This window comes from Spirosoma radiotolerans (genome assembly GCF_000974425.1).
In the GTDB taxonomy this organism is placed as follows: Bacteria; Bacteroidota; Bacteroidia; order Cytophagales; family Spirosomataceae; genus Spirosoma; species Spirosoma radiotolerans.
Genome location: NZ_CP010429.1, coordinates 3,598,181 through 3,621,209, shown reverse-complemented (window position 1 = coordinate 3,621,209; position 23,029 = coordinate 3,598,181). Strand labels below are relative to the sequence as shown.

Annotated in this window: 14 protein-coding genes; 11 read left to right on the top strand and 3 right to left on the bottom strand. The window is 51.1% G+C overall.

The window, feature by feature from the left end; all coding sequences use genetic code 11:
- Nucleotides 1-82: 82 nt before the first annotated feature.
- The 3 genes from SD10_RS14765 to SD10_RS14755 form a co-directional block, all read right to left on the bottom strand.
- The gene (locus tag SD10_RS14765; RefSeq protein ID WP_046574662.1) at nt 83-1,144 is read right to left on the bottom strand and encodes an acyltransferase family protein; all 1,062 of its coding nucleotides are present in this window, start codon (nt 1,142-1,144) and stop codon (nt 83-85) included.
- A gap of 36 nt (nt 1,145-1,180) precedes the next feature.
- Nucleotides 1,181-5,164: a putative type IX secretion system sortase PorU2 gene (gene porU2, locus SD10_RS14760; RefSeq protein ID WP_227698977.1), complete on the bottom strand. Its 3,984-nt coding sequence runs from the start codon at nt 5,162-5,164 to the stop codon at nt 1,181-1,183.
- A 174-nt stretch (nt 5,165-5,338) separates the two neighbouring features.
- On the bottom strand, nt 5,339-6,532 hold the full coding sequence (locus SD10_RS14755) for a glycosyltransferase (RefSeq protein WP_046574659.1): 1,194 nt from the start codon (nt 6,530-6,532) through the stop codon (nt 5,339-5,341).
- 153 nt (nt 6,533-6,685) lie between these two features.
- On the opposite strand from SD10_RS14755, the gene SD10_RS14750 reads away from it, so the two are divergent.
- The 11 genes from SD10_RS14750 (at nt 6,686) to SD10_RS14700 (ending at nt 23,012) form a co-directional block, all read left to right on the top strand.
- The gene (locus SD10_RS14750; protein WP_082111604.1) at nt 6,686-10,132 is read left to right on the top strand and encodes a carbohydrate-binding protein; all 3,447 of its coding nucleotides are present in this window, start codon (nt 6,686-6,688) and stop codon (nt 10,130-10,132) included.
- A gap of 427 nt (nt 10,133-10,559) precedes the next feature.
- Nucleotides 10,560-11,534: a glycosyltransferase family 2 protein gene (locus SD10_RS14745; protein WP_046574657.1), complete on the top strand. Its 975-nt coding sequence runs from the start codon at nt 10,560-10,562 to the stop codon at nt 11,532-11,534.
- Nucleotides 11,535-11,570: 36 nt separating this feature from the next.
- Nucleotides 11,571-13,073, top strand: a complete 1,503-nt coding sequence (locus SD10_RS14740) for an O-antigen ligase family protein (RefSeq protein WP_046574656.1) — start codon at nt 11,571-11,573, stop codon at nt 13,071-13,073.
- Complete coding sequence (locus tag SD10_RS14735; protein ID WP_046574654.1) at nt 13,060-14,265, top strand: glycosyltransferase; 1,206 nt, start codon at nt 13,060-13,062, stop codon at nt 14,263-14,265. The genes SD10_RS14740 and SD10_RS14735 overlap by 14 nt, the downstream gene beginning before the upstream one ends.
- A 43-nt stretch (nt 14,266-14,308) precedes the next feature.
- Nucleotides 14,309-15,118, top strand: a complete 810-nt coding sequence (locus SD10_RS14730; RefSeq protein WP_082111603.1) for a TolC family protein — start codon at nt 14,309-14,311, stop codon at nt 15,116-15,118.
- A gap of 2 nt (nt 15,119-15,120) precedes the next feature.
- A complete protein-coding gene (locus tag SD10_RS14725; RefSeq protein WP_046574653.1) occupies nt 15,121-17,358 on the top strand; it encodes a GumC family protein in 2,238 nt (745 codons plus the stop codon).
- The gene (locus SD10_RS14720) at nt 17,355-18,791 is read left to right on the top strand and encodes an MOP flippase family protein (protein ID WP_046574652.1); all 1,437 of its coding nucleotides are present in this window, start codon (nt 17,355-17,357) and stop codon (nt 18,789-18,791) included. Before SD10_RS14725 ends, SD10_RS14720 begins: the two co-directional genes overlap by 4 nt.
- Before the next feature lie 4 nt (nt 18,792-18,795).
- Complete coding sequence (locus SD10_RS14715) at nt 18,796-19,752, top strand: hypothetical protein (RefSeq protein WP_046574650.1); 957 nt, start codon at nt 18,796-18,798, stop codon at nt 19,750-19,752.
- Between the two features lie 164 nt (nt 19,753-19,916).
- Nucleotides 19,917-20,789 carry an alpha-1,2-fucosyltransferase gene (locus SD10_RS14710; RefSeq protein ID WP_046574646.1) on the top strand — a complete coding sequence of 291 codons (873 nt, stop codon included), beginning with the start codon at nt 19,917-19,919 and terminating at the stop codon, nt 20,787-20,789.
- A gap of 38 nt (nt 20,790-20,827) precedes the next feature.
- Nucleotides 20,828-21,925: a glycosyltransferase family 4 protein gene (locus SD10_RS14705; RefSeq protein WP_046574645.1), complete on the top strand. Its 1,098-nt coding sequence runs from the start codon at nt 20,828-20,830 to the stop codon at nt 21,923-21,925.
- Between the two features lie 7 nt (nt 21,926-21,932).
- Nucleotides 21,933-23,012: an acyltransferase family protein gene (locus SD10_RS14700; protein ID WP_046574644.1), complete on the top strand. Its 1,080-nt coding sequence runs from the start codon at nt 21,933-21,935 to the stop codon at nt 23,010-23,012.
- The last annotated feature ends 17 nt before the right edge of the window (nt 23,013-23,029 follow it).

Sequence of the window (23,029 nt, the reverse complement as noted above, 5' to 3'; positions counted from 1 at the left end):
TTTTTATGTTAGCAGCGCCCCCTGGCCTCGTAATGGTCAACTGCATGTTTTATAGGAAAGCGCTGTTTTTCAACACCTGATACTAGTTCCGTAACCACCGGGCCAGCGGCTTCTCGATATAGTTGTACAACCCATAGGCAATCCCGGCCAGCATACAGAATAGAAGTCCGTAATTGGTTATGTCCAGTTTTTGCAGCCCCGCTGCTACCACACCAATGTGTATGAGGTAAAATGCGTAAGCGCTTTCGCCAAACCGCTGAATTGTAGGCAGCGAAAGAAATTGACGAAGGAGGGAGGGACGAGTAAGTAATCCCACGAAAAGCAGGCCGATACCAACCGGTAACAGGCCGTTATAAACGACCACTTCAGACCAAAATAAACCATTTTGGCTGGTGGTATGACTACCTAAATCCGCTTGCCAGATAAGACAACCCGCTATGATGAACAGACCATTGTATGTGGTCTGTGGACTCGGAGGTACCTTGTTTTGCTGCCACCATTGGGCTAACCACATACCTGTAACAAACTCGAAGGAACGCCCAAAAAAGGTGTAGAATAGCACAAACGATAAGTTTCCGAACAGACCATGCCAGGCCAATTGGCCAATTGTTGCCCATAGCAATAGCCCGATGCCCACTAATCCGATGGTAACACACAACGCGCCCCACCGTGTTAACCCGACAAAGAGGAAGGGAGCTATCAGGTAAAAACATACCTCGACGGTCAGGCTCCAGCTCTGGGCAATACCGCTGAACTTATAGGATTCGAAAAGTCCTTGCAGCAGGGTGAGGTTCAGGACGACCAATGGAAAACGAATGGAATGGCCCAGTTGAGCCCTGATAGCAATCGTTACCAGCAGAAGCAGGACATAGAGCGGAAAAATTCGGGTAAAACGCTTTTGCAGATACCGTCGCCACGACCAGTTGATTTGCTCCAGGTAATTATCGGCATAGCGGTGGTAGATCAGAAATCCACTCAGTACAAAAAATACCGATACACCAATGTATCCCTGCTGGAAAAGTCGATTCGCGAACGTGCCGACAGGGGCCGGATTGTAATGATGCAGAAAGACCAGATAAGCCGCCATGGCCCGCAGACCTGTAAAGGCAGGGATATAGGAAGCCGTTTGGCCGTTTTTCTTCATGGACGCAGGTAAGGGTTAGTGCGAACTTCGTCTGTATCAGCGATTCAGGATAAGCCGGCCGTCTAACTTTCCCAACACATCGTCGGCCACGGGCCAGTCAATACCGTCAGCCGTGGAAAGGGCTAGTTTGTAGAGATAGGCCCCGGCCGGTAGCAGCCTGCCCGAATTATCGCCACCGTCCCAGGTCCACTCATTCAGGCCCACGCGGACCGACCGTGTTATCTGCCGCACCGGGTGTCCGGAAAGGTTGGTTATGGTAAGCGTTGCATGTGCCGGAGCCAGATCACCAGTCAGGTAGAAACTGAAGAGGACCTGATCGTGAAATGGGTTCGGGGAAATGGTGAGTTGGGTGAGTTTTCGATCATTCACCACCTGAAAACGCACCTGATACGGCACGGCCCTATTCCCGATACGGTCACTGGCTGTCACGAGAAGCTGGTAAACCCCTTCGCTCAATGGGGGCGATGGATAGCGCAACCGAAACACATTATCGGGGGCGGTGGGCCAACTAATGGCGTTATGCCAGCTTAGCCGCTCAAAGGCAATATTCTTGCCGGGCCGTTGCAGGTATAAATCCAGGCCGGATGTATCCCGACGGATCAGGGCTCGGTTGTCGTCGGCCACGAGAATGTCGATAACGGGTTGTGCCGATATAGTGGCACCGTTGGTGATGCGAGCGCCATCAATTCCCACTTCGAGTATTGGCCCTAACCGGTCGGGTTGTACGGGTAGGGAGAGGTCGAGGGTATTGTTCAGAAAGGAGTATTCGGGTTGAAGACGCGGGTTAACGGTTAAGACAACCCGGTTGATGCCAGGTAGTTTTTCCGTATCAATTGAGGTGGTCAATTGGAGCGTATCGCCGGTAAGTGGGGCTTTCACGGTCCACGTTTTCGTTTGCGCATTGGCTAAGCCAGCCGCGTAAATCGTCTGCCTGACGATCAGCGAATCGGTAAAGGAAACTGGGCTCAGGTTCGTGAAGTGCGCACTGATCGAAAGGATATCCCCTTGCTGGGCATCGACTGGTAGGGGAGCTGACAGCCAAAGCTGGCCTTCCGGTAAGCCGATGGCCGTGCTGTTGGGCACATACATAAATGAGCCGGTTACCCAGGTGTTTAGGTTATCCTGGGTCGCGCCGTCGACTTTTTCGGCTAATCGAACGCGCCAATAATAAGTCGTATTAGGCCGCGTCGGCAAAACGGCCGGGTAGCTGATGCGGTTGGAAGCAACAATGCGCTGTCGACGTGTAAACGCACTGTTAAACTGTGCTGTACTATCGAGTTCAAGCTCGAATGTATGAGTGCCTTTGGTCAGGTATTGGGCGGTCAACGGGATGGCTGTCTGCCCGATCAGGCTGTTGGGGGCGGGGAAGATCAAAACCGGCTTTTGGTCGGAAATTGTTAGCTCGGCAGTAGCCTGATTGTTGGCGTGATTCGCTTCGTTCTGGCCAATGGGCGAGTCTGCCGGGTTAACCGTTACCTCGAACTGGTTTTGTCCGTCGGCATCGCGCTCGTTGGGAAACGATAAACGGAACGTGTCCTGAAAGGCAACCGGCGATACACGCAGATTGAACACGCCTGATTCGCGGCCATTCACCCATCGACGCACCCGCACCGGAAGCACTCCACGCCAGTATTGCCCCTTGTTCTGAACGACAGCCCTGATCTGAACCGAATCGCTCAGGCTCGTTAGCGGCTTTTGATCCGCACCCGCGACCGTCAATCCACCAGCTGTCAACGCATAATCGGGGGTGCGGAATGGAAACAGGCGAATGGCCGGGTCGCCCTGCAACACCATTTGCTGACAATTCGCTACCGCTCGTCCGTCTGTCGATTGAGCCAGCACACGCCGGATGGTTTCCTGCTGGAGTTGACCAACAGACTTATCTACCTGTAAGCTGTCGGCCAGCAGACCATAGAAGGTGGCGCTGTAGGTATGCATCACATCCACGTAGCCGAGGTGGCTATGGGCAATGGCCGCAATAGCGCCCCGGTCGGGGGCCAGCACCCAGTCGGTGGCCAGCGTTGGGTGACCGTAGAAGAAATTTCCAAGGGCGCAACCGTTGACGAGTAGCAGCGGATACCTGTCCTTATTTCGGTAGCCGAGGGCGTCGTTGGAACAGAAACCAATGTCCAGATCAGTAATATCCAGGCCCGAATGACCAAAAAAAGTGATGAGCCCAACGCCCTCATTAACAGGTGTTACAACCTGAGCCGATTCAACGGTTCTGTCCGTTTCTTTTGACAGAACCGTTACCTGAGCACCCAGCGATTGCGTGCTGGCCTGGGATCGGTAGCTTTCGACCAATCGGTGAAACAAGTCCTGTTCACCCGGTGTCTGCCCACCACTCAAATGGAGCAGACGCTTACGCCAGCTTTTGTCGGCGTCTGGATGTTCATAGGCCTTGACCTTAGCCAGATAGTTGAGAACGTCCTCGGGTGTTGCGGCATTGATTCGCCCCGTTGGAATGGCCGGTACCTGTTCGGGGTATCCGTTCAGGCCAGCCGAAAAAACAATATCGGAGCCGGGAAAACCGGCTGTCATCACCATGTCCAGCATTGCCTGATTTGGGTTTCGCCGAATGCCGGGGGTACTGCGGGATTGCCCAATGAGCAGCAAATAGGCAAGGGAGCTTTTGCTTTGCTGGATAAGCTGCGTCAAAAACCGGCGGATGGCCAGTGGGTGACGTTCGCCATAGCTGTATTGGTCGAATAACTGCTGCATGGTTACCGTCAGGGTATCGTAGCCACCGCCCACGGCTGAAGCCCGGTAGGCGGCATACTCCTGGACCGCATTGGCCGATGTCGCCCCTGGCTTCAAGAGAGTTTCGTGGCTGATGATCAGATAAGTTGGTTTTCGGTGACTCCAGTTTGTGAAGGTAACCGGGTGGATGGTCGATATCGATAAAGGCTGACTTGTGCAGAAAATAGTCTTCCAGGTTAAGGAGCCGTGAACCAGTAGTTGCGTTGAGCCAGTGGCAGAGCTCGTTGTCCTAAGTTGAACCGGGGCGTTTGGATCGGTAATGTCCCAGAAACGGGTGTTGGCGGGTGCGTCCGAAATCACCAGCAGCGAGCGGTCCAGACCAGCGTTTGGCTCAAGCTGAAACAAGCGAAAGGGCTGCCCGTTGGCTGTAAGAGTCTGCGGATAGCGGAACCGGATGTAGGACACGGAATAATTGTCGGCAGTACTATTCTCGCCCCGCGACACAGTCGAAATGAACAGGATGCCGTCCGAGCCAACATCCGACCAGTCGATCGGCTGCTGAATACGTGCATTGTCATAAGTCGAAAAGCGAACGGAGTCGAGCAGGCGCATCTGATCGGGACGTGGTCCAATGAAACAATCGACCTGATGGTTGGTGTAATCACGCCCTGTGAGTAGTATGTCAACCGATGGCAACGGCCCGGTGGTAACGGCATTCGAGAGCAGATATGTGGTGGTGTAAGGCTTTCCTTTCTGTTGAACAACGCCCGTATAGCCTTCGCCCGCTTCATAAAAACTGTACTCGATTTTAGGCGCGATACCAGCCGCCCAGCCGGGGTAATTTTCCGTAAATACCCGCAGATCTTCCGCCCAGTGGTAAGGGGGGAGGAGTAGTTCGCCATGCGTTGTATCCACATAGGTGGTCATGCGTCTGCCGGGTTTGCCGTTCGCTTGCCAGGTCAGGAAATAGGCGGTTGTATCGTTGAAAAGACTATAAAAGCGGTGAGGTTGAGCCCGGTTTGGATGATACAGCAGCGAATCGGGCACGCCATCGTTACCGCGCCCGAAAAACTCCAGAAAGTCATCCATATCGAAACGCCGGTCTGCTTCACCGGCCAGAAAGATAGCCTGCTCGACTCCCCGATGAAAAAGCTGTATGGTCGTTGGGTCGATTTCATGAACCGGCACGCCAGCCTGTTGCAGATCGCGGGTCGTAATTCGGTAGATACCCGCTTTGGCAATCGGAATTTTGTAGTACGACTGTGAATAGGTTAACCACCGAGTCGGGTCAGGGTCGGCCGTCGATTGCCCTTGAGTCATACAGGGAATAAACGTCAATAAGACGATAAGCAGAGCAGTAAATCGGTGCGCCATACAGGTAGATTATTCCCATAAGACGCACCGTCCTGGTATGAAGTATCAGATCCAGGTAAGACTTTTACCGCACCGGGCTAGCTGATTAAGTCAAATCAATCAACCCGGGGTCACATAAAACTATTCAGTTGTTTCGGCGTGTGGCGTGTGCAGGAATACTTTACTGGCCTGCTTGAAGTTGAGCAAAGCCCGAAACATACCGAAAATCAACGAGGGCAGAACAAAGAAGTCGTGAATCGATATTTTTTTCCACAGGACGGTTGGAATAGAGACCACCAGGCAAAAAACCATCAGAGCGAACATACCCACCGAGAACAGTTGAAAGGGGAGGTTGCCTGTAAAGAGACTCACACTGGCCATTAGGAAAAGGGCGGTCAGTAAAATGGACCGGGGTAGCAGCAGCGATCTGAAAAAGGCGTTAAATGCCTGCCAGTTGCCTTTCCGTAGTTGTTGGAAGCCTACTTTGTAATAGGCTTTGATAAAATACAATTGAGCGGCTATCCAGCGTGTACGCTGTTTATTGAACACGGCTACATTTTGTACTTTTTCGTCGTAGATGACCGCGTCCTGTAAATACCCAACCCGAACATGGTTGATGGTCAGAAGCATTTCAAGCTCTTTATCGTAGCCGCCTACGGTCTGGATCTGGTTCATGACCCGCTTCATGAGGTTGGTTTCAAAGGCCATGCCCGAGCCAATACACATGGCCGAAAGGCCCAGGGCCCGCTGGCCTGCCCGAAAGAGGTTGTTATTGACTTCTTCGTTCATGGCATCGAAAATAGCCACGCTCTTGTTCATATTCTTAGCTTTCCGATGCCCCTGAACAGCCCGCCACCCTTGCCCAAATGCGTAGTTGATTCGTTCCAGAAAGTCGGGGGCCATGTGGTTATCCGCGTCCGAGATCACAACGAAATCATACGTATTCTCGGGAAGCGCATTCAGGGCATACGTAATGGATTTTTGTACTGTCGATTGCTCGAAATGAACCTCAATCACTTTAATGGGATAGTGTGAAAGTTTTTCCAGTGTTTTGGGCAGGAAGGAATCTGCAATCACGACCAGATCGTATAAAGCAGAAGGATAGGTCTGTTTCAAGTTAGCCACCACTGACCCCAGAATGACGGCATCCTCTTTATAGGCCGGAATCAGGACCGCGATGCGCCGTTGAACGTCATCAGCCTTGGGTAAGTAAACATCACTTTGACAACCCAATCGGCCCGCTATTGCTGAAACGAACAGGTAGCTAACGTTAAGCGCCAGATAACCAGCGAGTAAGAATCCGACAAAGTAAATAAAGTAAAAGAATAGAGCCATTGTAAATGAAGAGAATATGATCTATACCTTTGTTAATACAAATCAGTGAATAAAATTAATAAACATTTAAATTAATATACAATTAGTATATGAAATATTGTTATAATAAATAAATCTTTTAAACTTTACCTTAATTGTTCAACCAGATCATACATGGAAAAAAATTTACTTTCACTCTTTACGTGCGTTGCTATAGTATTGACGGTCAGTATCCATACTGATTGGGGTAAAACAACCGAGTTACAAGCGCCAGCTGTATCCAGTCAGTATGCAGCCAATGGGGTAAGCGTTGGTGTGCCGGGTCGAATCCAGGCAGAGAATTTCGTCGCTATGCAGGGCATAGGGCTGGAAACAACCGATGATCAGGGTGGGGGGCAGAATATTAACAGCATTGATACCGGCGACTGGCTTACGTACAGCATCAGTGTGCCGCAGACCGGCGTATATTCCTTTCGCTTTCGGGTGGCCAATGGTTATGGCGATGGCTCAAAATTCCAAATCCGATTGGCTGATGGTACGGCGTTAAGCACCATCGATGTGCCCCGAACGGGCGGTATCCAGAACTGGCAAACAACGGGTGCAACGGCCCACCTGAATGCCGGCACCCAGATCATTCAGCTCTATGTGCTGAAAGGCGACTGGAATCTGAACTGGTTCGATATCACAACCGGCCAGTCGCTTCCGGGTAAAGTACAAGCCGAAAGTTTCGATGTAGCCACCGATGTTCGTCCTGAAGATGTGACCGATACCGATGGGGGACAGGACCTAAGTTACATCGACGATGGTGACTGGATGGATTACAACGTCACGGTTCCCTCGACCGGCGTCTATACGTTCCAGTTTCGGGTAGCCAATAGTTGGGGAAATGGGCTTATTGACATTCGGACCGAATCGGGAGCGGTTTTAGGCAGCCTTGATGTGCCCCGAACGGGCGGCTGGCAAAACTGGACCACGATAAGCACCACCGCTACGCTACAGGCGGGGAGCCAGGTGCTACGGATCTTTTCCGTTCGCGGAGCCTGGAATTTTAACTGGGTCAATATTACGCAGGGTGGTCAGGCTTTGGCGCCAACGGTTATCAATTTTGCCGCCCTGCCCGATAAGACAACCGACGATGGCGATTTTGCATTGGTTGCTACAAGCAATAATAATCAGACGCCCATTACCTTTTCGTCATCTAACCCCTCCGTTCTGTCCGTGTCGAACACTACCGGTTCCTGGAGGGCAACCGTTGTTGCTGCCGGGACTGCTATCTTAACGGCGTCTCAAGCCGCTTCTTCGTCATTTTTAGCGGCAAACGACGTCGCTCAAACGCAGGTTGTCCAGACGTCATCCATTATAGCTGCCGCTCGGAAGATTCCGATTGATCCTAAACGCTGGTATCAGCTGACAAACGTGAGTAATGGATTACAGGGACTGTTCGATGGGGTTACCGATGCAACCGTTGAAACGGGTTGGGGTAAAGTATTGCCGCAGTATGATGCCTATTATCCGTTGCTGAATGGGGAGTCGATGACCCTGGAAAGTTTACGATTCTACGATTTCGTCGGCTCATGTCAGGATACACCCATGACGCTGGCAGTCATTACGGATCAGTGGCAGCGAATTCCCATTGCTACCTTCACGGGGAGTGATTATGCCAATTGGGTTGGCCCGTATCCTGATCGTTCCACCACCGGTAATGCCAAGTTTAAGCTCGACCAGCCTATCGCCAATGCCCGGTATCTGGTGATCAATACCTACGGCTCCTTCCCAACAGAGATTGAACTGTATGGTTCCTATACGGCGCCTAGCCAGCAGCCAACCCCGACTCCGGCAAAATCCGTCAGGCTGGGCGATATGCTGGGCGTCAATGCCTACGAGTGGAACTTCGAAGATGGCAACTCGCCCTGGATGATCAATGAAGCCAAAATGAGCATCGTGAAAAGCTTTTCCGGTATTCGGCATTACATGGACTGGAACAAGCTTGAGTCGACTGAGGGAAGCTACTCCTATAATCCAACGATGAGCGGAGGCTGGAACTTCGACGCGATCTACGAACGCTGCAAAGCCGAAGGAATCGACGTGCTGGCCTGTCTGAAAACAATTCCGGATTGGATGGTCAATACCTATCCTCAGGACCAGCGTGACGCTGAAAATACACCCTTGCGCTACACCAAAGACTTCTCAGATCCGAACTCGTATCTGGAACAGGCAAAAATGGGGTTCCAGTATATGGCGCGCTACGGCTACAATCCGAACGTGAACCCGGCCCTGCTACACGTTAATTCGACGCCCCGCTGGACGGGTGATACGCCTAATTCAGTTAAAGTTGGATTAGGGCTGATTAAATACATTGAATGTGATAACGAGCGCGACAAATGGTGGAAAGGCCGCAAAGCGTATCAAACGGCCCGCGAATATGCGGCCAATTTATCCGCTTTCTACGACGGGCACAAAAACACAATGGGCGTGGGCGTTGGCGTTAAAAACGCCGATCCGTCGGTAAAAGTGGTTATTGGCGGATTGGCGTCAGCGTCGAGCGGGTCTGATTACGTAAAGGGGATGATCGACTGGTGCAAGCAGTACCGGGGTTACAGAGCCGATGGCTCGGTTAACCTGTGCTGGGATATCATCAACTACCATATGTATTCCGATAACACATCGTCGTCGCAGAGTGGAACCTCCACGCGGGGAGCGGCTCCGGAAGTGACGCCGATCAATAAAATTGCTGACGATTTCCGTCAGACGGCACATCGGCAGTCCTACGACATGCCAGTCTGGATTACGGAGGCTGGGTACGATGTAAACCAGGGAAGCCCGCTGCGGGCCATCCCCATCGGGAGCAAGTCGGCCCTGGAAACGCAGGGCGACTGGATACTGAGAACGGCTTTATTGTATGCCCGACAGGGGATCGAGAAAGTATTCTTTTACCAGTTGTACGACGATAATTCTAGCGGGGGTATGTTTGGCACATCTGGTCTGGCCAACGGCGATAACACAACCCGTCGTCCGGCGGCTGATTATCTTTTCCAGACGAAAAAGCTGTTTGGGGATTATGTCTACAAGGAAACGCTTGCCCGCGATCCGTTTGTGGATCGGTATGAACGGAGTGGTAATTCGATGTATATGCTGGTGGTTCCGGATGAAGTGGGCCGTACGGCTTCCTACACGCTAGACCTGGGTAATGCGACACAGGCCCGGATTTATCGCCCCAAGGCCGGCAGTGATGATATGGCGCTGGAAGTGGTTACGACGAACCAGGGTAAAGTACAACTGACCGTAACAGAAACGCCCCTGTTTGTAGTAGCTGGTAATGCCGCACCCAATGCGCGGCAGGCCGTAGCATCCGACGTAAAAAGCCTGGATGAGTCCGTCCAGGTATACCCTAACCCAACGGTCGATTTTGTGACTATTCAGGCCGAGCGAGCGGCTACAGTCCCAATACGCGTACGGGTTTTCAGTGCTGCAACAGGTCAGATGTACCAGCGGTTGGTTATCCCGAATACGGGCGACCATTTTTCAGGTAAGATTGACCTGTCTCAACTGCCTACCGGACACTATCTGCTGGAAATAAAGCAGGGAGACGAACGGGTTTTGCGAAAAGTACTGAAAAATTAACCAAGCGATTTTATGGTCTGATTACCATATTAGTCAATCAGGAGGGACTTTGGTACTATAGTTTTATTGAACCACAGAGCCACAAAGAACACAAAGGGTTCTCTTCCCAAAAGAAGTAAGAACCCTTTGTGTTCTTTGTGGCTCACCTTTTTTAGCGTTGGTATGACGTAAAAAGGCGTAATGTCAGCCCAGCCGATTCAACTCTCTCCACAACAATAGAACACCAGTTATTCTCAGCTATACCTTCATCAACTGGCCTAGTTTAGCACTTAGGTTTTGGTAAATGAATGAAATGAAATATATTTAGTTTATTTTACTTAGAAAAAGTAAATATTGAGTTTATATTTATGGTGGTTTTAATATGCATGTAATTGAGATGTCAAAAACCGGGGTAATCGTCTGATCAGGATGGATACCTGTATAAAGTATGGCAGACATAGAACGGAAAAATACAACACCACTCATATCCCTCATTACGGTCAACTATAACCAGGCGGTGGTAACCTGTGATCTGCTGGAATCAACCCGGCAACTTACGTACCCCAATTTTGAGATTATTGTTGTCGATAATGGGTCGGTAGAAGACCCAACCGAACGAATAAAGGCGGGTAACTACCCCCATGTCCGTATAATCGTCAGTCCGGAAAATCTAGGCTTTTCCGGCGGAAACAACCTGGGGATTCAGCAGGCAAAGGGCGACTATTTTTTTTTGCTTAATAACGATACCATTGTTACACCTGACCTCCTGGAACAGTTGATAAAACCCTTCTTCCAGGAGTCGACGATTGGCGTTTGCTGCCCTAAAATCCGGTATTACGATGAACCGGATGTTATCCAGTATGCGGGTTATTATCCGCTCAACAAGTACACGGGCCGAACGTGGGCCATTGGACTGATGGAACCTGACCAGGGACAATACGATCGGGCCGAACCCACTCATTTTGCGCATGGAGCAGCCATGCTGGTTAGCCGGGAGGTACTGGACCGGGTGGGTAGCCTGGACGACAGTTTTTTCCTCTATTATGAGGAACTGGACTGGTCGATGCGGATACGAAAGGCGGGATACCAGATCTATTATCAACCTGAAGCTCTGATCTATCACCGCGAGTCGATGAGTGTGGGTAAGCAGAATCCCATGAAGGTGTACTACCACACACGCAACCGGCTGTGGTTCATGCGCCGGAACGTGGAAACACTGCCGCTGCTGGTTTTTTACACCTACTATTTTGGACTGGCGCTGCCTAAGGCACTCCTTCAGTACACGCTTCGATGGCAACCCGATTACCTAAAAGCCGTGAGCGATGCAGTTATCTGGAATCTGAAGCATAAAGTGACCGAAACCCATTCTGAAGGAAAACCGTCACCCGTAGCCAAGCCGTTCGATGCGATGTTAACGAATTAGTGACACGACACGGACAAACTAATATTCGGAATCAGCATGCCCCTATCTGCCATTTCTATCTCTAGCAACCTCAGGTCGAATCAGTTCTGGTTATTTACGCTCCTCGGAGGTATTTACACCATCGCTGTAGGCTATTTTGTGAGTAAGCTGGGTGTACCGGGGGCTGTACTGACTATTGTGGCACCCATCGCCTTGGGACTGGTCATTCTGGTATTCATGGAGCCGCGCTGGGGCCTGTTCCTGTATGTGCAACTAAGCTATATCATTGGGTTTACGCGATTTCTGCTGGTTCAGCTTCCCGTGGGCCTGCTCATTGACGGCTTGTTGTTTCTGACGTTGTTTAGCCTGTTTTTGAATGGTCAGCGGATGGAGTGGACCCGGTTGCGCACCGGCGCGTTTGCCCTTATTGCCATCTGGTTTTTGTACACGGTTATTGAACTGATCAACCCCGAAGCCCCGTATCGGCCAGCCTGGTTTTTTCACGTTCGCCCTTTTTCGCTACACTGGATTATCGTGGCCTGTGCGGTGCTGGTGATACCGCTTACTCGCCGGGACGTTCGGATTTTTGTCAATACCTGGCTGATCTGGTCGTTCATGGCGGCATTATGGGGATTCAAGCAACAGTACATAGGCTTGTCGCCCGCTGAAGTCGTCTGGCTGAATAGTGGCTTCAATGCCCGAACGCACATGCTCTTTGGTCAGCTCCGCTGCTTCTCGTTCTATTCGGACGCGGCTCAGTTTGGGGGCGAAATGGCCGGGGTGACGCTGGTGGCGCTCATTCGGGTTTTTGAAGAAAAAACGCTCCCCAAAAAAATAGCCTACACGGCCCTTACACTGGTTTATTTCTGGGGATATGCCATTTCAGGAACGCGCAGTGCGCTATTCGTCATGGTAGGGGGCTTTGCGTTTTACCTGCTGCTCAAGCGCGATGTCCTGAAGCTGGTAATCGGTATGGTTTTATCCGTTCCGCTGTTTTTGCTCCTGATGTATACCAGCGTGGGAAGCTCAAACTATCAGGTGCAGCGCATGCGCTCGGCAATGACACCCATGAATGATCCCTCGTTTATTCTTCGTCTCCAGAATCAGGCGAAGTTGAAAGCTTATCTGGCCGATCTGCCCTTTGGCGCAGGCATCGGCACCTCAACGGACATGGGAGCCCGGTTCTCGCCCTGGCATTGGGCGTCCCAGATTCCGCCAGATAGCTGGTACGTTGAACTTTGGATCGAAACCGGGCGGGTAGGGGTCGCCCTGTACATCGCCATGCTTGTCGGCCTTGCCGGCATAGGTGTGTACCGGGTCTGGCAACTGAAAGATCCCTGGATGATTAAGGTCATGTATGCCTTTCTGGCCGAGTTTGTCGGTATGGCCATTATGGGCTATTCCAATCCTGTGCTGGGCCAGTTTCCAACTAGTAGCATTGTATTCATCAGTACCATGCTGGTTGCTTCCTGCAATCGGTGGGATACCCGCCCTGCCCTGTCCGGTCCCGTCAATGAAGAACGCCTACTCGTAAAGCCTAAACCCTATGGAGCAATTTGACAGTATTATCTGCCTGACCCAGACACCTTGGACGGGCGATTTTCAGAAGGCCGTAGTGCAGCTAATGACCGAATTATCCGCTCGTCATCGGGTGCTCTTTGTCGATTATATGTATACCGCTAAAGATCTGGCGGCTGGTCGGAAGGAGATGCCGATTCGGGAAACCCTGCGGCTCAACACCCCATTAACCAAAATTTCGACAAAGCATGGTGGCGAGCTGTATGTCTGGAATCCGCCCCTGATGCTACCAATCAACTGGCTGCCGGCGGCCGCACACGATCGTCTACTCCGTTGGAATACCAACCGGCTAGGCAGCAGCCTGCGGGCAGTCATGCGTCAGTTAGGTATGCGTAAGCCGCTGATCATCAATGCCTACAATCCCGTCATTGGTCTGCCCTTGCTGGGCAAGCTGAATGAGTGTGCTACGATCTATTATTGTTTCGATGAGATCACGGCGGCCGGTGATTGGATGAGTAAGCATGGCGACCGCTACGAAGACGAATTTATCCGGCGTGTCGATGCCGTTGTAACGACCTCCGAAGCCTTGCGAGAGGATAAGTCACGGCTGCAACCCAGGACGTTTTGCGTTAAGAACGGCGCCAATTTCGAACTGTTTAATCGCACCCGGCAATTGGCACAACAACAGCCACCGACAAAGCCCGTTGTTGGCTATCTGGGCTCGGCTGATAACCGGATTGATGCGGAATTGATGGCGTACTGTGCGGAAAAAATGCCGGATGTCGAGTTTCAGTTCATTGGTGAGGTTCATGACCCAACGTTGACCGAACGGTTGGCTCCCTTCCCGAACGTGCAATTCATTCCACCCCACCAGCCCGCCGAATTACCGCCGTTGCTGGCAAAATTCAGTGTCGGCATCATTCCGTTTGTGTGCAACAAGCATACCTATACCATTTATCCGCTTAAGATCAACGAATACCTGGCCGCCGGGTTGCCGGTTGTTTCAACGCCATTCTCGATACTGGATGAATTTGCCGGAATTATTGAGTTGGCTGACCGCCCCGATCGCTTTGTCGACGCGCTCCGGCGGGCACTGGCCGACACCGAAGAGGAGCGCATCCGGCAACGCGTCGACATGGCACAGGCGAACTCCTGGGAACAACGGGCCAGGGAATTCGATGCGGTGATTCAGCATGTACCCAAGGCCTGGAAACAGGAACAACTAGTTCAATAATAAACCGACACACGCTATAACGTACGACTTTACTACCTGGTTAATGAATCGTTTTCGTCAATTTATTCGTCAATGGCTGCTGGGCCTGGGGCTGTGGGCTACAGCGGCAACCGCTATGTACGGACAAGTGGCAACGCCCGCACCCGTATCGGCCAAGCCAGTCATTACACCGGCCGACGGATTATCTACGGATAGTCTGGGGTTTGATTTTAATAAGGATATTGCTGTTCAGCTTATTCCGTTCGAAGAAATCTTCAAGCTGGCGCTGGCCTACGCCCCATCCGTAAAATTTGAAGGGGCCGTGGCGAACTCGCAGGCCGCTGCCTACCGCTTAGCCAAGTTGCAGGTGTTGCAGAACTTTACGGGCTATGCCAATTACTCGACGGGTAATCAGGCCATCCTGTCAACAGGAACAAACGTCACGGATCAGTTGGGGCAAATATCCAATGGGTACCGCGCCGGGGTCAACGTAGCCATCAGTATTCATGATTTGTTTGGGCGGTCACAACAGATCCGCTTGGCCCAGGCCAACTACGAAGCCACACTGGAACGCCGTCGCACGGCTGAGATTCTCTTGAAACGGGACGTATTCAACTTATACCAGGATCTGATTCTGGCCCAGCGCATTCTGCAAATCCGTCTGCGGGATGATCAAGCATCGCTGGCTTCTTTCCGGATTGCGGAGGTAGAATTACAAAAAGGAAAGATTACGCCTGAAGCGCACTCCTTTAACAGTAACCGTTACGCCGAAACCCGATCGACCGTCGAGCAGGCAAAGACCTCGTTTGTCAAAAGTATATACGCACTGGAGTTATTCGTTGGGGTGCCTATTCATCAACTGAAACGCAATTAATCATGACTATTCAAGGACTTGTTCGGCTCCTGAAACAGCATCTTATCTGGTTCATTCTATTTCCCTGCCTGGCTGGGGGAACGGTATATTACTTCATGCGTAATGAAACCAAAGTATACAAAACCAAGGCCACGCTGTATACCGGCCTAACGTCAGGCTATACCCTGCGGTCGGCGCAGGAGGGTTTTCAGACAGATTATTCGGCGGTCAGTAATGCTTTCGACAATATTCTGACCACGCTGACGTCTAACCAGACGCTGTATTATGTTGGCCTGAACCTGCTGGCAGAGCACCTGCAACTTACCAAGCCATCGGAACGGGAGCTTTCGGCGGCCAATTTTCAGATGCTACAAGGGGCCATTCCAGCCAGTTTTCGGCAGTCATTGCTCCGTCCCGGCGACCTGGCCTATACCCGTACGCGGCTCGATAGTCTGGCGAAAAGCTCGACAGATAATCCGGTCCGGCAGCTATTGATCGGGTCCGATACCTATTACTCCGCCGATGTCATTGGAAAAAAACTGAAGGCAAACCGAAGGAGTGGCAGTGACATGCTGGACCTGGAGTATGAAGGGGACGACCCCGCCGTGGTTGAGCAAACGTTGAAACTGGCCATCAGTGAACTTAACCAACGGTATACTGCTCTGAAACGGGGTGAGACCAATCCCGTAGTTGGTTATTACGAAAACAAAGCGAAAGAGGCCAAACGGTTGCTGGATAACGCGGAGGCTAAGCTGAAGGCATTCAATGTGCAGCATAACGTGCTGAATTTTGAAGAGGAACTGAAAACGCGCTCCGTTACCAGGGAGGCTCTGGTGGCTGAATATAACCAGGAGGTCATGAGAAACCAGGCTGCCAAAGCAGCTATGAATGCACTGAATCAGCGGATGACTCAGGGTGGTAGTTTACTCAAGATCAATACCGCGCTGACCGACAAACAGGCTGAATTAACCGCGGCTGAATCGCAGATGATTACGGCCCGGACCAATGGCCAGCCACAGGCTGTTCTGGATAAATACCAGGCTAAAATCAATCAGGCATCGGACGAGCTGAAGCAGATTGCCCAGAATTACTTTGCGGCCGATAACGGGTCGGAGTCTGTTCCAAAACTAAAACTGGTGAATGAATGGCTGACCAAAGTGCTGGAGTATGAAGAGTCTGGAGCCCGGATGGGCGTCGTCAAAAAACGATTGGACGATTACCAGGCTGAATCCACGACGTTTACCCCACTGGAATCGGAACAGCGTCAACTGACCCGCGACATGGATATTGCCGAAAAAGAATACCTGAGCCTGGTGCAGTCGCTGAATCAGGCTACTACGCATCGGCAGGACATTAGCATCGACGGGTCGTTATCGGTGCTGGACCCGCCCGCTTTTCCACTATCGGCGCAACTGCCCAAACGGCTGCTGTTCACTGCCATTGCGGCTGGTGCCGGCCTGGTGGTTGCGTTACTGCTGGCTGCCATCCGGTTCTGGGTCGATAAGCGAATCAACTCCCTGGAGCAGGCTGAACAGGTCCTGGAGAAGCCTATGACGGCGGTGTTTCCGCTGGTCAAGAAGTTTGCCGCCAATTCGCGGGCCAGCCGGGCTGCGGTCGGGATGTTCGACCAACTGGGGAACGCTATCAATATTGAGATCGAGCACCGGCGACTCTCAGACCACGCGCCCCTGATCACAATATTCAGTATGCGCTCGAAGCAGGGGAAAACCTGGTGTGCACACGGGCTGGCCCGAATGTATGCGGAGTCGGGCGAGAAGGTGGCTTATTTCTACCCACGGCTGACCGAAACGGACAAGTCATTTGAACAGGATAATATCGTTTTTCTGCCTTACGAGATGCATCCTAATTTTATGAATGTGCGGGAGCCGGAAGAGTTGATGATCAATGGTGACATGCCGCTGATGAGTACGGTGAACAAGATCATTCTTGAATTGCCCGCGCTCGTTGGAAGCCCCATACCGCTGTACCTGGTCAACCAGAGTGCCGTGTCGCTCATGGTGCTGACGGTGCACACACTCTGGGGACGTCGGGATCGGGAATTGTTTGGGCTCTACGCCAAAGGGGTTCGACACCCGATGCTCATCGCGCTCAATAAAGTGGAGGGTGGCGATACGGATGCGCCAACGCTGGGCGATATCGAACAGGGGCTGGTGCGCACCAAGCGCTATACCGAGCCTAATCTGGTGGTACCTGGTGCCTCCGGCACCCCAGAAAAAGTACTTGACCGGCAACCCAAATGAGTCAGAAACAGCAGGCACTAAGCGGTGGCAAATGGATGAGTATGTCCACCGCCATTTCCACCGTCTTTCAGTTTGGGCAGGTTGCCATTCTGGCTCGGTTGCTGGAACCGTCGGTGTTCGGGATTGTCAGTGTGAGTACGTTGATGATCGCTTTCTTCAGCATTTTTGCCAACCTCGGATTTTCCAATTCCATCATCTACAAGCAGGAGGAAGACCGGCGGGTATTATCGACCATTTACCTGCTCAACCTGATCCTGGGCTTACTGATTGGTGTCGTTGTTTTTTTTAGCTGGCCGCTGGTGGTGGCCTATTACAAAGAACCCCGACTGGAGCAGGTTATCAAACTGTCGTCGCTTTATTTCAGTATCGTTTATGTGGGGCAGATCTATCTGTTTCTGCTTCAGAAAGAGCTTCAGTTCAAGGCGGTTGCCAGCATCGACATTGCCGGAACCGTTTTCGGCAGCAGCGTAACCATTCTGCTGGCCTATAACGGCTACGCTGAATTGTCGCTGATGTATGGGCAACTGGCGCAACAGGCCATTAAGTCGGTTCTTCAGTTGCTGTATGGGCGTAAGCTGTTTAAACCCGTGTTTACGTTCGACCTGAGTCTGATCAAGGATCACCTGCGGTTTGGCCTGTACAATGTTGGCGATGGCATTGTTGGGTTCATTCAGGCCAACTCCGACAATATTCTGGTTGGAGGTATGCTGGGCGTCAAGCAACTGGGCTATTATACCCTGGCCTCTCAACTGGCGGTATTTCCCATTCAACGGCTCAGCCCGATTGTGCTGCAGGTCGCTTACCCAATTCTGGCCCGGCTAAAAGGGGATACCAACGAGTTGAAAAAATCGTACCTCACCATTCTTGATCTGCTCAGCTACGTGAATTTGCCGCTGCTGACAGGGTTATTTATCATGGCCGACAGTGTCGTATTTCTGTTTTATGGACCGGGGTGGGAGCCAACGGTTCTGTTGATCCGGATCTTCGTCTTCGTCAGCATTTTCACCTTTCTGAGCAATCCATTGTTTACACTGGCCTTCTCGAAGGGAAAACCGAAACTGCTGTTTTTTCTCAACGTCATTACCCTCGTCATTAAGATTCCGCTGGTCTTTTTGTTTGCCCAGCAGTGGGGCGTAGTCGGTATTGCGTCGGCTTTCCTGGTGGCCACGTTTCTGAACCTGGTCTTTAATTTCGGCATCGTTCATTCGCTGATCGGCTCATTTCTGGGCGCGTTTGCCCAGAATATCAGCAAGCCGATCCTGTTCTGCGGACTCATGGTGACCGCCATTCTGCTCTATAAATCGTATGCCGATTCCATCAACACGGTCAATACACTCGTGGAGATAGTCTTGGGCGGGCTGATTTACGTCGGCCTGACCATTCGTTACAAATACCCCATCACCGACCTGAAAACGTTTGGCAAAGCTGCCTGAGTCTATGCAAAAGTTGCTGTTGAAATCCCTGTATGTGGTCGCCCGGCTCAAGTACCCGAAACTGCCCCATGATCTATGGTATTTTGTGCGGGATAATTACTACTGCAAGCTGGTTCAGGGGCGTTATGTGGTTCGCGATTATGTCCTCAAGAAGAAGTATAAAGTGATCAGTTACCACGGCGAGTTTGACCAGGAACTGCGGTATGTGCTGCCGTTTGCCTACTGGCATCATCTGAATGGGACGCTGCGTAAAACGATTTCGACCCGGCAGACGAAAGAATTTTATTTCTTTAGCGAAGACCACGAAGAGCGATTCGAGAAACGGGTCTGGACGGAATCCTATGCACATTACGATGTGCCGAACATGACGCACAGCAACTCCTATAGTTTCCGGAAGTGGGCGCAGGTGCCGTATAAAACGCATTTCAAAAATGATGTTTTCGTTTTCGACAAGCCCATTCTGATCATTGCCAATAAATACAACATCGAGTGGGATCAACCACCTATTAATTTTCTGGACATTCCCACCCTCGACCGGATTATTAAGCAGGTTGGAGCCTCCTATCAGATTGTGTATAATCGGCCCTTACCGACGCACATCGTTCAGGACAATAGTGAAACGATGGTGCTCAACGAGCATGCCTGGCTACGGGAAAACCACCCGGAAGTTGTGTTGATGGACGATTTATTTGCCCAATATCACCCGGCTACGGTTGCCAACTATAATCATCTGCAATTGATGGTCTATGCCAATTGCAACCATTTCATTTCGATGCACGGGGGCACTGCCGCGCTGGCCAGCTGTTTTGGGGGCACAAACATTATACTCTCAAACACAGCCTGGGGAAAAGAACACCCCTTCAATGAGTATCAAACGTTGTTCCCCAAGCTATCCGGGGCCAAAATCCTGCATGCCAAAGACCGGGAAGAAGTACTAACACATTTAGCTACTAATTATTGAATTCAATAAATTTTATTTTCTTCATATTTGATATAATTTGCATTAATATTAACTTTAAGTTTATAAAAACTATATTTACGGAACTATTTTATTCTGTGTCCTCGGTCTATGAGGATGCGAACTGAGGAATCAAAACGAAACAGGAGACGTGGTGCAGACCGACTATGATTATTAGCAGAATTACCAGTGGCTTAGGAAATCAGCTGTTTCAGTATGCAACAGGCCGGCATCTTGCCTTGAAAAACAAGGCCGCTTTGTACCTGGATTTAAGCTATTATCTCTACGAGTACTCCGACGATACAGTGCGTCCGTTCAAGCTGGACCACTTTACGGTTCCCTACCGGCTGCTCCAGAAATCACCCATGGAGTACGTTTCCAAAGCCACAAAACTGCTTCCTAATCGGAGTTTGCCGCCAGTGGTTCGGTTTCTGAAAGAAAAGCACTTCCACTTCGATCAGAGCATTCTCGATGCCCGCGCTGCCTGCATCATACTGGAGGGATTCTGGCAGTCGGAAGCGTATTTTCGGGATGATGCCGATACCATCAGGCAGGAACTAACCCTGGCTGGCGTGCCCAGTCCTGAGTTTTCGCATTACCAGCAACAGATCCGGAATACAGCGACACCCGTGTCGATTCACATTCGGCGGGGCGATTACGTAAATCACCCGGAGTTCAGCAAGACCTTTGGCTTCGTGGGGCTGGACTACTATAAGCAGGCGCTTCAACAACTGAATGAGCACTTCGATCAGACTCAGTTGTACGTTTTCAGCGATGATCACGCGTGGGTGCATGAGAACCTGACGCTTCCGGATAATACGGTTTTTGTGCAGAATACCGGACCCAACGGCGACGTTGCCGACCTGGTGCTAATGAGTTATTGCCGCCATCATATCATTGCCAACAGTTCCTTTAGCTGGTGGGGTGCCTGGCTCAATCCACACTCGGATAAGCTGGTCATTACGCCCCGCAAGTGGTATAAACAACAACCTACCTGGAATACCAAAGACCTGTTACCATCGGCCTGGCTGGCCCTTTAACCCTGACGAATGACACACCTTTCCGACCGTTGCAGACGATGACTAAAGTATTTATTGACCATCAGAAATTCAGTACCCAAAAATACGGAGGCATCAGCCGCTACTTTGCCAACATCATTCAGGGAATAAAGCGTACCGATAACATGACGTATCAGCTGGGGGTGATGCACGCAAAAAATCACTACATCCAGAACGAACCCCTGCCCATAAAAGGCAGTCTGAGCGATAAAGTCCTGAATCGGAATGAACGATATGACTACCGGCTGAACGAATTTTACTGCAAACGCCTGCTGGATAAAGCTGATTTCGACGTATTTCATCCCACCTACTACGATACCTATTACATGAATCGGCTGAAAAAGCCGCTGGTGATTACCATTCATGACATGACCTACGAGCGGCTGCCGGAGTACTTTTGGGCGCTTGATCCGCTCACCCGGCAAAAGCGCGAAAATATTCTGCGGGCCGACGCCATCATTACCATCTCCAATACCACCCGGAAGGACATGCTCAGCTTTTTTGACATCGACCCCAAAAAAGTCTGGACGATCTACCACGGCATTGATCTGGACAGTCCGGTGGTGACGCAGCCCGTGCCTGACTTGCCGGAGCAGTATGTGTTGTTTGTCGGAGATCGGAGCGGGTACAAGAATTTTTATCTTTTTCTGAATGCGATCAGTAAACTGGCTCCCCGTTTTCCTGCGTTGAATGTCGTGCTCGCTGGGGGCGGGAAACTGGAAGTCGCGGATCTTGAATTCATTCAGCGGTTAAAGCTGACTAGCCGGGTGAGGCACATTGGCGCAACGGATGGACAACTCAATTACCTCTACCAACACGCACAGGTGTTTGTGTATCCCTCGCTTTACGAAGGGTTTGGGTTACCCATTCTGGAGGCCTTCAAAGCCAAATGCCCTATTCTGTTGAGTGATACGGAGTGCTTTCGCGAGATAGCCACGGATGCTGCGGTTTTTTTTAGACCAAATGATCTCGATGATCTGGTCGAAACACTGGCCGACATGCTGGCCAAGCCAGCGCTGAGAGCCCAGTTAGTAGCGAAAGGAACGGAGCGGCTGAGCGACTTTTCGCTGGCGGAATCCATTGATCAGACCCTCAACGTTTACAAATCTTTAGTCTGATTGTGTCATGAGATTCAGAGCGGTTGATTCGTTTCGGGGTATGGCGGCCATCATGGTGATTCTGTTTCATTTACAGCATCTGAACCTGTTGTCGGGCATTGCCTTCATTGCCAAAAGTGACATTTTTGTCGACTTCTTTTTTGTGCTGTCCGGCTTTGTCATTACCCACAGCAACTATGATCGGATCAGCAACCTGGCCAGTGTAAAGCCTTTCATTAAAAAACGGTTTAACCGCCTGTATCCTCTCCATCTGTTCACGCTGCTCCTGGTGCTGGGGTTCGAACTGGTTCGGTACGGCATTGATCGGTACGTTGTTAAATTGACCAACCCTGTCTTTGCCTCTGACAAGAGCCTGCCATCTTTTTTGGCCAACCTCACCTTAACGCAGTCGCTGAACCTGTTCGATCAGGTTACCTGGAACGGGCCAAGCTGGAGCATCAGCGTTGAGTTTTATACCTACATCGTGTGGGCGTTGTGCCTGGTTCTGTTTCGCAAGAACCTGCTGCTTATGTGTAGCCTGCTATTCTGTCTGCTGGGCTGGTTTATTGTGCAGCATCACGGCAGTATCATTTTTAACTACGATTACGGGTTTGTGCGCTGCCTCTACAGCTTTCTGATCGGTATGCTTACCTACCGGCTCAACCGGCAGTTGCCAATCCCATTCAGTTACCGGCAGTTTTCGGTTGTCGAAGTCTTTCTGTTTGCCCTGACCATCGTTGCGGTCAGTTCATTTACTCACAGCGAAAGCTGGTTGATGCCGTTCCTGTTTGCCGCGGTCATTGTTGTTTTCTCCCGCGAATCGGGCGCTGTTTCTACCGTGTTGGCCAGCCATCGGGTTGAGTTTCTGGGGAAGCTTTCGTACTCGTATTACCTGAATCACGCGGTTGTGCTGGCCGTTATGGATCTGCTTTTTTTCAAGCTGATCAAGATACCGCACTCCGGCCTGGGCGAATTACTTTTTGTGGTTACCTGCCTGGCTTGTGTTCATCTGATGTCAGTCTTTACGTACCGCTATGTTGAGTTAATTCGTCAACCTCCTGCACCGAATCGATCCGGCAAAGCTATGCCCGAAATGGTGGTTTCCTAAGTTCGACCTTTACTGAA

Coding starts and splice junctions, on each gene's coding strand:
- porU2 (WP_227698977.1), bottom strand. CDS start 5,164: ATGACTCAAGGGCAATCGACGGCCGACCCTGACCCGACTCGGTGGTTA.
- SD10_RS14710 (WP_046574646.1), top strand. CDS start 19,917: ATGATTATTAGCAGAATTACCAGTGGCTTAGGAAATCAGCTGTTTCAG.
- SD10_RS14700 (WP_046574644.1), top strand. CDS start 21,933: ATGAGATTCAGAGCGGTTGATTCGTTTCGGGGTATGGCGGCCATCATG.
- SD10_RS14750 (WP_082111604.1), top strand. CDS start 6,686: ATGGAAAAAAATTTACTTTCACTCTTTACGTGCGTTGCTATAGTATTG.
- SD10_RS14745 (WP_046574657.1), top strand. CDS start 10,560: ATGGCAGACATAGAACGGAAAAATACAACACCACTCATATCCCTCATT.
- SD10_RS14740 (WP_046574656.1), top strand. CDS start 11,571: ATGCCCCTATCTGCCATTTCTATCTCTAGCAACCTCAGGTCGAATCAG.
- SD10_RS14765 (WP_046574662.1), bottom strand. CDS start 1,144: ATGAAGAAAAACGGCCAAACGGCTTCCTATATCCCTGCCTTTACAGGT.
- SD10_RS14715 (WP_046574650.1), top strand. CDS start 18,796: ATGCAAAAGTTGCTGTTGAAATCCCTGTATGTGGTCGCCCGGCTCAAG.
- SD10_RS14705 (WP_046574645.1), top strand. CDS start 20,828: ATGACTAAAGTATTTATTGACCATCAGAAATTCAGTACCCAAAAATAC.
- SD10_RS14730 (WP_082111603.1), top strand. CDS start 14,309: ATGAATCGTTTTCGTCAATTTATTCGTCAATGGCTGCTGGGCCTGGGG.
- SD10_RS14735 (WP_046574654.1), top strand. CDS start 13,060: ATGGAGCAATTTGACAGTATTATCTGCCTGACCCAGACACCTTGGACG.
- SD10_RS14755 (WP_046574659.1), bottom strand. CDS start 6,532: ATGGCTCTATTCTTTTACTTTATTTACTTTGTCGGATTCTTACTCGCT.
- SD10_RS14720 (WP_046574652.1), top strand. CDS start 17,355: ATGAGTCAGAAACAGCAGGCACTAAGCGGTGGCAAATGGATGAGTATG.
- SD10_RS14725 (WP_046574653.1), top strand. CDS start 15,121: ATGACTATTCAAGGACTTGTTCGGCTCCTGAAACAGCATCTTATCTGG.